This is a genomic window from Streptomyces sp. CY-1 (assembly GCF_047218265.1).
Lineage (GTDB): Bacteria > Actinomycetota > Actinomycetes > Streptomycetales > Streptomycetaceae > Streptomyces > Streptomyces niphimycinicus.
Map to the genome: position 1 here is coordinate 1,218,222 of NZ_CP178393.1, position 13,777 is coordinate 1,231,998.

The 13,777-nt window shown below is 68.9% G+C and carries 9 protein-coding genes and 1 pseudogene; 8 read left to right on the top strand and 2 right to left on the bottom strand.

Annotation, left to right across the window (positions count from 1 at the left end; translation table 11 throughout):
• Positions 1-31: 31 nt before the first annotated feature.
• Together ACK1X7_RS04915 and ACK1X7_RS04920 are read right to left on the bottom strand one after the other, a co-directional pair.
• Positions 32-502 carry a hypothetical protein gene (locus ACK1X7_RS04915; protein ID WP_413114685.1) on the bottom strand — a complete coding sequence of 157 codons (471 nt, stop codon included), beginning with the start codon at positions 500-502 and terminating at the stop codon, positions 32-34.
• A gap of 166 nt (positions 503-668) precedes the next feature.
• Positions 669-1,598, bottom strand: coding sequence for a LysR family transcriptional regulator (locus tag ACK1X7_RS04920; RefSeq protein WP_385154629.1), 930 nt, complete (start codon positions 1,596-1,598; stop codon positions 669-671).
• Positions 1,599-1,736: 138 nt separating this feature from the next.
• Here ACK1X7_RS04920 and ACK1X7_RS04925 point away from each other — a divergent pair, with 138 nt between their 5' ends.
• The 8 genes and pseudogenes from ACK1X7_RS04925 to ACK1X7_RS04960 all read left to right on the top strand — a co-directional run bounded on the left by ACK1X7_RS04925 (position 1,737) and on the right by ACK1X7_RS04960 (position 13,749).
• Positions 1,737-2,987, top strand: coding sequence for an MFS transporter (locus ACK1X7_RS04925; protein ID WP_413114686.1), 1,251 nt, complete (start codon positions 1,737-1,739; stop codon positions 2,985-2,987).
• A gap of 96 nt (positions 2,988-3,083) precedes the next feature.
• A pseudogene (dnaE, locus tag ACK1X7_RS04930) lies at positions 3,084-4,973 on the top strand (DNA polymerase III subunit alpha); the annotation flags it as partial.
• A 513-nt stretch (positions 4,974-5,486) separates the two neighbouring features.
• Positions 5,487-6,485, top strand: a complete 999-nt coding sequence (locus ACK1X7_RS04935; RefSeq protein ID WP_390794715.1) for a LacI family DNA-binding transcriptional regulator — start codon at positions 5,487-5,489, stop codon at positions 6,483-6,485.
• A 215-nt stretch (positions 6,486-6,700) separates the two neighbouring features.
• Positions 6,701-8,044, top strand: a complete 1,344-nt coding sequence (locus ACK1X7_RS04940; RefSeq protein WP_385144027.1) for an ABC transporter substrate-binding protein — start codon at positions 6,701-6,703, stop codon at positions 8,042-8,044.
• A 4-nt stretch (positions 8,045-8,048) separates the two neighbouring features.
• The gene (locus tag ACK1X7_RS04945; RefSeq protein WP_382950732.1) at positions 8,049-9,005 is read left to right on the top strand and encodes a carbohydrate ABC transporter permease; all 957 of its coding nucleotides are present in this window, start codon (positions 8,049-8,051) and stop codon (positions 9,003-9,005) included.
• The gene (locus tag ACK1X7_RS04950) at positions 9,002-9,877 is read left to right on the top strand and encodes a carbohydrate ABC transporter permease (protein WP_413114687.1); all 876 of its coding nucleotides are present in this window, start codon (positions 9,002-9,004) and stop codon (positions 9,875-9,877) included. The genes ACK1X7_RS04945 and ACK1X7_RS04950 overlap by 4 nt, the downstream gene beginning before the upstream one ends.
• Positions 9,878-9,907: 30 nt before the next feature.
• Entirely contained in the window at positions 9,908-11,506 is a 1,599-nt protein-coding gene (locus ACK1X7_RS04955; protein WP_385144031.1) for a glycoside hydrolase family 13 protein, read from the top strand.
• 56 nt (positions 11,507-11,562) lie between these two features.
• A complete protein-coding gene (locus ACK1X7_RS04960; RefSeq protein ID WP_390794717.1) occupies positions 11,563-13,749 on the top strand; it encodes a discoidin domain-containing protein in 2,187 nt (728 codons plus the stop codon).
• The last annotated feature ends 28 nt before the right edge of the window (positions 13,750-13,777 follow it).

Consider the following 13,777-nt stretch of genomic DNA (forward strand, 5'->3'; position numbering starts at 1 on the left):
GCTGTGGCGCGGATGCCGTTCAGGACGCCGTTTAAAGGGAAGTCAGCACCGGTGCACAAGTCGGCACCGGTACACCATCGCCCCGGCCCGCGCCGGTATTCGACGTGCGGCCCATAGGGATCCGGAGTCCGGGGAAGCCGGCCCGTCGGCTGAAACTCACCGGGTGAGCGGCGTCGACATCCGAGGCGAGCGTCCGGCGCACCTCGAACTCCGCAGAGCGGGCGGGTGGTTGAGCGACAGCCCGCGCACCGGCGCCCACCAGGCTCTTGCCGGATTCATAAGGCGGCAGCCATGCGGTGATACCAGCGCCGGACAGGGAATTTCCGCGAAATCCGCCACGCTGCGGTGAGGTGTCGTTTTCCTCGCGATCCTCGCGATCCTCGCGATCCAAGACAGCATTTCCTGAGGTCGACCGGTCGGTCAATCGGTCCATTAAGACATCACGCGCGACCAGCCGCGCGATCCTGGTGATATCGGATGCGCGCAACGTCAAAACACTCACCACAGCCCCCGTTCGCCGTCCAGCGAGTCCCCTGAGGTGAACCTAGATCGTTGGCTGATCCGCTGTCAACCCGCACCTTTTCGGCGATAAATAGCGGGAGTTGCCGACCTGCGCGAACTCACCGGCCCGCATGATCCGCCCGTCGGCGGTGACGCGGTGATTTAGGTCACCACGCCCATTTCGGCGTCCAGGCGTCGGTGTCGCGGTGGCCGGGCGGCGCGGCGACGAGGTGGTCGCGGAGCGCGGTGAGGGCGGGGTGCGGGTTGTCGCGGTGCCAGATCAGCGAATGCGGGTAGACCGGGGTCGGGTGGCGCACCGCGATGCGCCGCAGCCCGTAGTCGGCGGGCCAGACCAGGCGGGTCCGTTCGCCGACGAAGGTCGCCAGTGTCGAGGAGTCGGCGATCGTGTCGAGGAGCGGCTCGGGCCCGAAGTACGGGCCGATCGCGTCGATGGTGATCCCGAACGCGGCGGCGAGGTCGTCGTAGTAGGCGGCCCATTCGGTACCGGGAACGATGCCCGGCATCCAGATCCGGTGCCCGGCCAGTTCGGCGGGGGTGACCTCGCGGGCGGCGGCCAGCTCATGGGACGGTCCGGTGAGGAGCTGGATGGGCTCGTCGTGGACCCGGGTGGCCTCGATACCGCCGGGGAGCCGCCGGGCGGGCATGGTGACCGCCCGGAACGACGCGTCGATGGTGCCGGTGCGCACGGCGGCGATGGCCGCGTCGGCGTCGAAGAGCGTCACCACATCGAGTTCGACCTCGGGGTTCGCCCGGTGGAAACCGCGGAGCAGATCGGCCGGTGCGAGCCGCCGCCCGATCACATCGACGCGCAGCGCGCGGCGGCCGGGGCGTACGGAGGCGGCGGCCCGTTCCTCGGCCCGTAGCAGCTCCCGGGCGTGGGGCAGGAACGCCTGCCCGTCGATGGTGAGCCGGGCTCCACGCGCGGTACGGGTGAACAGCCGCACCCCGAGTTCCTTCTCCAGGGCGGCGATGCGCTTGGAGACGGCCTGCTGGGTGATGGACAGCTCGGCGGCCGCCTCCTGGAACTGGCCCGCGTCCGCGACGGCGACGAAGGTGCGCACGGCCTTGAGGTCCACGTCGGCCACCTTAGTCGCACAACGTCTGGTTGTGGCATATCGAGGGCGTTGTTTGAACCGCCCGCCCCGGCTCGCTTGGATATCGCCCGTTCCATATGAGGTTTTTCGGGCGGGACGGCGAGGAGGAGTGCGCTGCACATGGGGGCGAGTCGGAAGCTTGGGCGGCAGTTCGGATGGCTCTGGGGGGCGTACGCGGTCAGCGCGTTCGGCACCTGGCTCGCGTTCGACGCGTTCCCGATGATCGCGATCATGGTGCTCCATGCCGGGGCGGCCCAGGTGTCGCTGCTGGCGGCCGCGGGACTCGCGGTGGGCGCGGCGGTGGCGCTGCCGCTCGGGCCGTGGATGGAGTTCCGCCGCAAGCGGCCGGTGATGATCGCGATGGATATGGTCCGGTTCGCGGCCCTGATGACCGTCCCCGTCCTGTATCTGCTCGGCCGGCTCACCTTCGCCCAGCTCGTGGTCGTCTCGGTCGTCGTCTCCGCGGCCGACATCGCCTTCACCTCGGCCAGTGGGGCGTGTCTGAAGGCGCTGGTGCCGCGAGAGGACCTGCTGGTGGCGAACGCGTGGTTCGAGTCCACGGCCTGGACCGCCACCATGCTCGGACCGCAGATCGGCGGCGCCGCGATCGGGCTCTTCGGCCCGGTGATGACCGTGGCGGCCAATGCGGTCAGCTTTCTGCTCTCCGCGGTGGGGATCCGCGCGATCGGCGGCACGGAGCCACGCCCCGCGCGCACCGGCCCGCCGCCACGGCTGCGGGCCGGTGAGCTGCTGGAGGGCTGGCGGTGCATTCTGACCCACCCGGCGCTGCGCCCGCTGTTCTTCAACCAGGTCCTGGTGGGCGGGCTGATCATGGCGACCGCGCCGCTGCTCGCCGTCCTCATGCTGGGCAGCCTGGGGTTCGCGCCCTGGCAGTACGCCATGGCCTTCACCCTGCCCTGCGTCGGCGGTCTGATCGGCTCCCGGCTGGCTCCCAGGCTGGCGGCACGGTTCGGGCGGCACCGGGTCATGCTGATCTCGGGGGCGCTGCGGGCGTGCTGGTTGCCGGGGTTGGCCTTCGTCCGCCCTGGTACGGCGGGGCTGGTGCTGGTCATGGCGGTCGAGCTGGGGCTGATCTGCTGCATGGGCGTGTTCAACCCGCTGTACGCCACCTACCGGCTGGACCGGACCCCGGCGGACCGGGTCGCCCGTACCCTCTCCGCGTGGTCGGTCTCCAGCAAGGCCACGATCGCGACCCTGACCGCCCTGTGGGGCCTGCTGGCCGCTGTCACCGGCCCCCGGATCGCGGTCGCCATAGCCGGACTCCTCAGCCTGGCGACCCCACTCCTCCTCCCCCGGCACGAGCACGACGCGCCCCGCCCCGAGCAGGAACCGGCGCCGAGCCACACCTGATCCGCCGTCCGCATGACCGTCCTGAGCGCCCGTTCCGAACATTCTGAACACACGTCCTGACCGATCCGTACGGGACCGTTCGAAAGCCTCGGCAAGCTGCTGCCGGACCTCGACGGAACATTCGGAACGCACGTTCAGGACGATCCCGCCCTGACCGACCACGGCAATCTGCACGGCGCGTACGACTTCTTCCAGCAGGCCACGGCCTCGGGCGTGACACCGGTCATCGGGATCGAGGCGTATGTCGCGCCGGAGTCGCGGCGCACCAAGCGCAAGATCCAGTGGGGGCAGCCCCACCAGAAGCGCGATGATGTCTCCGGCTCGGGCGGCTACACCCACAAGACGATCTGGGCGGCGGACACCACCGGGCTGCACCATCTGTTCCGGCTGTCGTCGGACGCGTATGCGCAGGGCTGGCTCCAGAAGTGGCCGCGGATGGACAAGGAGGTCATCGCCGAGCACGCCGAGGGCCTGATCGCCTCCACCGGCTGCCCCTCGGGCGAGTTGCAGACCCGGCTGCGCCTGGGCCAGTTCGACGAGGCGCTGAAGGCCGCCTCCGAGTACCAGGACATCTTCGGCAAGGACCGGTATTTCCTGGAGCTGATGGACCACGGCATCGAGATCGAGCGCCGGGTCCGGGACGGGCTGCTGGAGATCGGCAAGAAGCTGGGCATCCCGCCGCTGGTGACGAACGACTCGCACTACACCTACGCGGACGAGGCCACCGCACATGATGCGCTGCTGTGCATCCAGACCGGCAAGAGCCTCTCCGACCTGGACCGCTTCCGCTTCGACGGCACCGGCTACTACCTCAAGTCCGCCGAGGAGATGTATGCCATCGACTCCTCGGACGCCTGGCAGGAGGGCTGCCGCAACACCCTGCTGGTCGCCGAGCAGATCGACACCACCGGCATGTTCGACAAGCGCGACCCCATGCCGCGGTTCGATGTGCCCGACGGCCACACCTAGGTCACCTGGTTCCGCGAGGAGGTCCGGCGCGGGATGGCCCGGCGCTATCCGGGTGGCGTACCGGAGGACCGGCAGAAGCTGGCCGCGTACGAGATGGACGTCATCATCCAGATGGGGTTCCCGGGGTACTTCCTCGTGGTCGCCGAATTCATCATGTGGGCCAAGCAGCAGGGCATCGCGGTCGGGCCGGGCCGTGGCTCGGCGGCCGGTTCGATCGTCTCGTACGCGATGGGCATCACCGACCTCGACCCCGTCGAGCACGGGCTGATCTTCGAGCGGTTCCTCAACCCCGAGCGCGTTTCCATGCCGGACGTCGACATCGACTTCGACGAGCGCCGGCGGGTCGAGGTGATCCGCCATGTGATGGAGAAGTACGGCGCCGACAAGGTCGCCATGATCGGCACCTACGGCACCATCAAGGCCAAGAACGCCATCAAGGACTCCGCCCGGGTGCTGGGCTATCCGTACGCGATGGGCGACCGCATCACCAAGGCCATGCCCGCCGACGTCGGCGGCAAGGGCATCCCGCTGTCCGGCATCACCGACCCGGAACACCCGCGGTACTCCGAAGCGGGCGAGGTGCGGGCGATGTACGAGAACGAGCCGGATGCGCGGAAGGTCATCGACACCGCCAAGGGTGTCGAGGGCCTGGTGCGGCAGATGGGTGTGCACGCCGCCGGTGTGATCATGTCGAGCGAGCCGATCGTGGACCATGTCCCGGTCTGGGTGCGGCACACCGACGGCGTCACGATCACGCAGTGGGACTACCCCACCTGTGAGTCGCTCGGCCTGCTGAAAATGGACTTCCTGGGCCTGCGCAACCTGACCATCATGGACGACGCCGTCACGATGGTGCGTGCCAACAAGGGCGTCGACCTGAAACTGCTCGAGCTGCCGCTGGAAGACCGCAGGACCTTCGAGATGCTCGGCGGTGGCCACACCCTCGGTGTGTTCCAGTTCGACGGCAGCGCGATGCGCTCGCTCCTGCGGCTGGTGAAACCCAACCAGTTCGAGGACGATGACCAAACAGGCAACGCCTGGGCCATCGCCACCGTGGAGGACCTGGCCGGCTCCATCGAGCGCATGTTCTTCCCCGCCACCTATCAGTTGGTGTCGGCCCAACTCGTCGAGGACACGGTGGTGTTCGTCAAGGGCCGCCTCGACCGGCGCGAGGATGTGCCCCGGCTGGTGGGGATGGAACTGGCGGTCCCCGACCTGAGCGCCCGCCATGCCCCGCTGCGCCTGGAGATGCTCGAAGCGCGGGTGACGCCGCGCTCCCTCCAGCAGCTCAAGGAGATCCTCCAGGCCCATCCGGGACCGACCGAGGTACATCTGCTGGTGCGTGGCCGGACCAGGACCACGGTCTACCGGCTGGGCTACCGTATCGGCCTCCGGCCCGAGTTCTGGGCGGATCTGAAAGCGGCGGTGGCCGTCACCCGGGCGACTTGAGCCGGGGCCACCGCCGGGGTCCGTGCGATCTACTCCCCCATTACGCAAGCGACTTGCAATTCTTGCGCTACGCTTGCGTGCATGACGCGACGACTTGCTGAAGTGGCGAAGAAGGTCGGTGTCAGCGAGGCCACGGTCAGCCGGGTGCTCAATGGCAAGCCCGGGGTCTCCGAAGCCACCCGGCAGGCGGTGCTGTCCGCGCTGGACGTCCTCGGCTACGAGCGGCCCACCCAGCTCCGGGGCGACCGGGCCCGGTTGGTCGGGCTGGTCCTGCCCGAGCTGCAAAACCCCATCTTCCCGGCGTTCGCCGAGGTCATCGGCGGGGCGCTGGCGCAACTGGGGCTGACTCCGGTGCTGTGCACCCAGACCAAGGGCGGGGTCTCCGAGGCCGATTATGTGGACCTGCTGCTGCAACAGCAGGTCTCCGGGGTGGTGTTCGCGGGCGGGCTGTTCGCGCAGGCCGACGCACCGCACGACCACTACCGGCTGCTCGCCGAGCGCAACATCCCGGTGGTGCTGATCAACGCGGCCATCGAGCATCTCGGCTTCCCGGGCGTCTCCTGCGACGACGCCGTGGCCGTGGAGCAGGCGTGGCGGCATCTGGCCTCCCTCGGCCACGAGCGGATCGGGCTCGTACTCGGGCCGGGTGACCATATGCCGTCGGCGCGCAAGCTGGCCGCCGCGCGCGCGGTCGCGGGCCAGTTGCCGGACGAGTTCGTGGCCCGGGCGATCTTCTCGATCGAGGGTGGCCACGCCGCGGCCTCCCGGCTCATCGACCGGGGCGTCACGGGCATCATCTGCGCCAGTGACCCGCTGGCCCTGGGGGCGATCCGGGCGGCGCGCCGCAAGGGGTTCGGCGTGCCGTCGCAGGTGTCCGTGGTCGGCTACGACGACTCCGCGTTCATGAACTGCACCGAGCCGCCGCTGACCACCGTCCGCCAGCCCATCGAGGCCATGGGCAGGGCGGCCGTGGAGCTGCTGAACGCGCAGATCGGCGGCGCGGCCGTACCGTCCGAGGAGCTGCTGTTCGAGCCGGAGCTGGTGGTGCGCGGCTCCACCGCGCAGGCCGCACGGGACTGAAGCGCGGGGCCTGCCCGTAGCCGGTCGGCAGGTGGTCGGCAGGTGGTCGGCAGGATCAATTCACTTGATCCACAGCTCAGTTGAATAATTACAGAATCTACGCGACATCTTGCGGCCCGTTGTCGACGGTGCTTGAGTGTGCGGCGCACTCACGGTTGTGTGCGCCCCGCTCGCGGCCGTGGTGCTTCCCTGCTCCTGTACAGAGGGGTCCACCCATGAGAAGCACCGGGTTCCGCCGTACGCTCATCGCGCTCAGCGCCTGCTCCCTCGCCCTCACCGCCTGCGGAGGGTCGAACGACGGCTCGGCGGGCGGAAAGACGCGTATCACCGTCAACTGCATGCCGCCCAAGAGCGCCAAGGTCGACCGCTCGTTCTTCGAGGCGGACATCGCCTCCTTCGAGAAGCAGAACCCGGACATCGACGTCGTCGCGCATGACGCGTTCCCCTGCCAGGACCCGAAGACCTTCGACGCCAAGCTGGCCGGCGGCCAGATGGAGAACGTCTTCTACACGTACTTCACCGACGCCCGGCATGTCGTCGACATCAACCAGGCGGCCGATCTCACTCCGTACGTCAAGGAGTTGAAGAGCTACCCCACCCTCCAGAAGCAGCTTCGCGACATCTACACGGTCGACGGCAAGGTCTACGGCATCCCGCGCACCGGCTACTCGATGGGCCTGATCTACAACCGCAAGCTCTTCGAGAAGGCCGGACTCGACCCCGACAAGCCGCCGATGACCTGGGAAGAGGTCCGCGCCGACGCAAAGAAGATCGCCGCGCTGGGCGATGGCACGGTCGGCTACGCGGACTACAGCGCACAGAACCAGGGCGGCTGGCACTTCACGGCGGAGCTGTACGCACAGGGTGGCGATGTCGTCAGCACCGACGGCAAGAAGGCCACCATCGACACCCCCGAGGCGCGTGCCGTCCTGCGGAATCTGCACGATATGCGCTGGGTGGACGACTCGATGGGCAGCAAGCAGCTCCTCGTCATCAACGACGCCCAGCAGATGATGGGCTCGGGCAAGCTGGGCATGTATCTCGCCGCGCCCGACAACATCCCGATCCTGGTGAAGGAGAAGGGCGGCAACTACGAGGACCTCGCCATCGCCCCCATGCCCGGTGGCAAGGGCACGCTCATCGGCGGCGACGGCTATATGTTCCAGAAGAAGGACACGCCCGCCCAGATCCGGGCCGGTCTCAAGTGGCTCGACCATATGTTCCTGACTCCGGGCAAGGGCTTCCTCGGCGACTACGTCCGCGCCAAGAAGAACGACGCCCCGGTGGGCCTGCCCGAGCCGCGGCTGTTCACCGGCGCCGCCGACGCCAAGGACCAGCAGGTCAAGAAGGCCAACGCCAATGTCCCCGTGGACAACTACCAGACCTTCCTGGACGGCAATCAGAAGCTGCGGATGAAGATCGAGCCGCCGCATGCCCAGCAGATCTACTCCGTGCTCGACGGAGCCGTCTCCGCCGTCCTGACCAAGAAGGACGCCGATATCGACCAGCTCATCGAGGAAGCCTCGGGAAAGATCGACAGCATCCTGGCCCGGGGCTGACCCGATGACCAGGACCGCTGCGCGGCCGCCCGCCGAGGCGATCGCCGTCCACCCGGTGCAGGCGCCGCCCCCGGCGGGGGGTCGGGGGCGGCGCCGCCTCGCCGACCAGGCCCGCGCCTATGGCTTCCTCCTCGGCGGTCTCGTCTGCTTCGCGCTGTTCTCCTGGTATCCGGCGATCCGCGCGGTCGTGATCGCCTTCCAGAAGTACACGCCCGGCTCGTCCCCCGAGTGGGTCGGCACCGCCAACTTCACCCGGGTCCTGCACGATCCGGAGTTCACCGCGGCGTGGCGGAACACCCTCACCTTCACCCTGCTGGCGCTGGTCATCGGCTTCGCGATCCCGTTCCTGCTCGCCCTGGTCCTCAATGAACTCCGGCACGCCAAGGCGTTCTTCCGGGTCGTGGTCTATCTGCCGGTGATGATCCCGCCGGTGGTCAGCGCCCTGCTGTGGAAGTGGTTCTACGACCCCGGCGCCGGGCTGGCCAACGAGGCGCTGCGCTTCGCGCATCTGCCCACCTCGAACTGGTCCAACGGCGCCGACACCGCCCTGGTCTCCCTCGTCATCGTCGCCACCTGGGCCAATATGGGCGGCACCGTCCTGATCTATCTGGCGGCCCTCCAGTCCATCCCCGGTGAGCTGTACGAGGCGGCCGAGCTGGACGGCGCGAGTCTGCTGCAACGTGTCCGCCATGTCACGATTCCCCAGACGCGGTTCGTGATCCTCATGCTGATGCTGCTTCAGATCATCGCGACGATGCAGGTCTTCACCGAGCCCTTCGTGATCACCGGCGGTGGCCCGGAGAACGCCACGGTCACCGTCCTCTACCTCATCTACAAATACGCCTTCCTCTACAACGACTTCGGTGGCGCGTGTGCGCTGAGCGTGATGCTGCTGGTGCTGCTCGGCGCCTTCTCCGCCCTCTATCTGCGGCTGACCCGCTCCGGGGAGGACGAAGCGTGAGCACTCGGACCCTCGTCTCCCCCGCCGCCCTGGCCCGCCCCCGCGGCCGGGCCGTCTATTGGACGGTTTTCACGGCCGTGGTGGTGCTGTTCGCGATCGCCTTCCTCTTCCCCGTCTACTGGATGGTGACCGGTGCGATGAAGTCGCCGGACGAGGTGGCGCAGACCCCGCCCAGCCTCGTCCCGAAGCAGTGGCACTCCAGCGGCTACACCGACGCCTGGGACCTGATGCAGCTTCCGCAGCATCTGTGGAACACGGTGGTCCAGGCGGCCGGTGCCTGGCTGTTCCAACTGGTCTTCTGTACGGCCGCCGCCTACGCCCTGTCCAAGCTGAAGCCCGCCTTCGGCAAGGTGCTCCTCGGTGGCATCCTGGCCACGCTGATGGTCCCGGCCCAGGCGTTGGTCGTGCCGAAGTATCTGACCGTGGCCGATCTGCCGCTGATCCACACCAGCCTGCTCAACGACCCGCTCGCGATCTGGCTGCCGGCCGTGGCCAACGCCTTCAATCTCTATCTCCTCAAGCGGTTCTTCGACCAGATCCCGCGCGATGTCCTGGAGGCCGCCGAGATCGACGGCGCCGGGAAGCTGCGCACCCTGTGGTCGATCGTGCTGCCCATGTCGCATCCGGTGCTCGGCGTCGTGTCGATCTTCGCGCTGGTCGCGGTGTGGCAGGACTTCCTGTGGCCGCTGATGGTCTTCTCCGACACCGGCAAGCAGCCGATCAGCGTGGCACTCGTCCAGTTGTCGCAGAACATCCAACTGACCGTGCTCATCGCCGCGATGGTCATCGCCAGCATCCCGATGGTCGCGCTGTTCCTCGTCTTCCAGCGGCACATCATCGCCGGGATCAGCGCGGGCAGCACGAAGGGCTGATATCGCCCCCTCGACAGAAAGGCATCCACCGTGGCCCAGCCCACCCCTGCCCGGACGCCCCACGACTGGTGGCGCTCCGCCGTCATCTACCAGGTGTATGTGCGCAGCTTCGCCGACGGGGACGGCGACGGCACCGGCGACCTCGCGGGTGTCCGCGCCAGGCTGCCGTACCTCGCCGAACTCGGCGTAGACGCACTGTGGTTCAGCCCCTGGTACCAGTCGCCCATGAAGGACGGCGGCTATGACGTCGCCGACTACCGCGCCATCGACCCGGCCTTCGGCACCCTGGCCGAGGCGGAGAAGCTCATCGCCGAGGCCCGGGAGCTGGGCATCCGCACGATCGTCGACATCGTGCCGAACCATGTCTCCGACCAGCACCCCTGGTGGCGTGCCGCGCTGGCCGGCGGCCCCGAGCGCGAGCTGTTCCACTTCCGCCCGGGCCGTGGCGACCACGGTCAACTGCCGCCCAACGACTGGAAGTCGGAGTTCGGCGGCCCGGCCTGGACCCGGCTGCCCGACGGCCACTGGTATCTGCATCTGTTCGCCCCCGAGCAGCCGGACCTCAACTGGGCGCACCCCGCCGTACGCCAGGAACACGAGGACATCCTGCGCTTCTGGTTCGAGCGGGGTGTCGCGGGCGTGCGCATCGACTCGGCCGCCCTGCTGGCCAAGGATCCCCGGCTGCCCGACTTCGTCGAGGGCCGCGATCCGCATCCGTATGTCGACCGCGACGAGCTCCATGACATCTACCGCTCCTGGCGCGCGGTGGCCGACGAGCACGGTGGTGTGTTCGTCGGCGAGGTGTGGCTGCCGGACAGCGAGCGCTTCGCCCGCTATCTGCGCCCGGACGAGCTGCACACCGCCTTCAACTTCTCCTTTCTGGCCTGCCCTTGGGAGCCCCGGCGGCTGCGGGCGTCGATCGACGAGACGCTCGCCGAACACGCTCCGGTGGGCGCGCCCGCCACCTGGGTGCTGTGCAACCACGATGTGACCCGCACGGTCACCCGCTATGGGCGCGAGGAGACCGGTTTCGACTTCGCCACCAAGGTCTTCGGCACCCCCACCGACCTCGCCCTCGGCACCCGGCGGGCACGGGCCGCCGCCCTGCTGTCGCTGGCCCTGCCCGGCGCCGTCTACGTCTACCAGGGGGAGGAACTGGGCCTGCCCGAGGCCGATATCCCCCGCGATCGCATCCAGGACCCGATGCACTTCCGCTCCGGCGGCACCGACCCGGGCCGCGACGGCTGCCGGGTGCCGCTGCCGTGGGGGGCCGAGGCGCCGTACGCCGGTTTCGGCTCGCACCAGGAGCCGTGGCTGCCGCAGCCCGCGCACTGGCCGGCGTACGCGGCCGATGCGCAGGAGGCGGATCCGGGTTCGATGCTCGCCCTCTACCGCGAGGCGATCCGCCTCCGCCGGGCCACCCCCGGATTCGGCGACGGGCCGCTGACCTGGCTTCCCTCGGCCGACGGTGTCCTGGCCTTCGCCCGTGACAACGGCCTGGTCTGCGTGGTCAACCTCGCGGACACCCCCGCCGAGCTGGACGGCACCTCCCGGCTGCTGCTCAGCAGCGGCCCGCTGGACGACCAGGGCCGTCTTCCGCAGGACACGGCGGCCTGGCTGCTCGCCTGAACCACCCCCCACCGCACCGCGCTATCCCACGACCCCCACCACGAAGGGATCAGCACATGCACAGCAGCAGCACCGCATCGGCATCCACCAGGCGCTTGTCGGCGATCGGCGTGGCCGTCGCCCTGGCGGCCGGCATGCTCGTCACCCTGACCCCCACGGCCGCACACGCGGCGGCGGGCGCCTCCCTGCCCTTCACCTCGGTCGAGGCCGAGGCGGCCACCACCACGGGTACGAAGATCGGCCCCGACTTCACCCAGGGCACGCTCGCCTCCGAGGCGTCCGGGCGCCAGGCCGTCCGCCTCGCCACCGGCCAGCGCGTCGAGTTCACCGCACCGCGCGCCGCCAACGCGGTGAACGTGGCCTACAGCGTGCCCGACGGCCAGTCGGGCGCGCTCAACGTCTATGTCAACGGCACCAGGCTGGCCAAGACCCTCGCGGTCACGTCCAAGTACTCGTATGTGGACACCGGCTGGATCGCGGGCTCGAAGACCCACCACCTGTACGACAACGTCCGGCTGCTGCTCGGGCAGAACATCCAGGCCGGTGACAAGATCGCCTTCGAGGCGGCGAACGCCCAGGTCACCGTCGATGTGGCCGACTTCGAGCAGGTCGCGGCGGCCTCCGGACAGCCCGCCGGATCGGTCTCGGTCACCTCCAAGGGCGCCGACCCCAGCGGGCAGGGCGACTCCACCCAGGCGTTCCGGGACGCCATCGCCGCCGCCCAGGGCGGTGTGGTCTGGATCCCGCCGGGTGACTACAAGCTGACCTCCTCCCTGAGCGGTGTCCAGAACGTCACCCTCCAGGGCGCCGGAAGCTGGCATTCGGTCGTGCACACCTCGCGGTTCATCGACCAGACCAGCTCCTCCGGCAACGTCCACATCAAGGACTTCGCGGTCATCGGCGAGGTCACCGAGCGGGTCGACTCCAACCCGGACAACTTCGTCAACGGCTCGCTCGGCCCGGGCTCCAGCGTGTCGGGCATGTGGCTCCAGCATCTGAAGGTCGGTCTCTGGCTGACCGGCAACAACGACAACCTCGTGGTGGAGAACAACCGCATCCTCGACACCACCGCCGACGGCCTCAACCTCAACGGCAGCGCCAAGGAGGTGCGGGTCCGCAACAACTTCCTGCGCAACCAGGGTGACGACTCGCTCGCCATGTGGTCGCTGAACTCCCCGGATGTGAGCAGCAGCTTCGAGAACAACACCATCTCGCAGCCGAACCTGGCCAATGGCATCGCGATCTACGGCGGCCGGGACATCACCGTCAAGAACAACCTGATCTCCGACACCAACGCGCTGGGCAGCGGCATCGCCATCTCCAACCAGAAGTTCCTGGACCCGTTCCATCCACTGGCCGGCACGATCACGGTGGACGGCAACACGCTCGTGCGCGCGGGTGCCATGAACCCCAACTGGAACCATCCGATGGGCGCCCTGCGCGTCGACTCCTACGACAGCGCGATCGACGCCACCGTCAACATCACCAACACGACCATCACGGACAGCCCGTACAGCGCCTTCGAGTTCGTCTCCGGCGGCGGCCGGGGCTACCCGGTCAAGAACGTCAATGTGACCGGCGCGACCGTCACCAACCCCGGAACGGTCGTCGTCCAGGCCGAGGCGCAGGGAGCGGCGAAGTTCGGCAATGTCACCGCCTCCAGCGTCGGCGTGGCGGGGGTCTACAACTGCCCGTTCCCGGCCGGTTCCGGCACCTTCGAGGTCGCCGACGGCGGTGGCAACTCCGGCTGGAGCAGCACCTGGTCGGACTGCTCCGCCTGGCCCCAGCCCGGCCAGGGCAACCCGGACCCGGACCCGGGCCGCAACCTCGCCAAGGGCCGCCCGGCCACCGCGACCGGCTCCCAGGACGTCTACACCCCAGGCAAGGCGGTCGACGGCGACGCCGGCACCTACTGGGAGTCGACCAACAACGCCTTTCCGCAGGCCCTGACCGTCGACCTGGGCTCCAGCCAGGCCGTCCGCCGGCTGGTGCTGAAGCTGCCGCCCTCCTCGGCGTGGGGCGCCCGTACCCAGACGCTGTCCGTGCTGGGCAGCTCCGATGGCTCGGCGTACTCGACGGTGGTGGGCTCGCAGGGCTACCGCTTCGACCCGGCGACCGGCAACAAGGTCACCATCGCCCTGCCCGGCACCGCGCAGGTGCGCTACCTGAAGCTCAATGTCACCGGCAACACGGGCTGGCCGGCCGCCCAGCTCAGTGAGGTGGAGGCGTATCTGACCTCGTGACCCTCGCCCCCGCGCTTCGCCGCCCGGA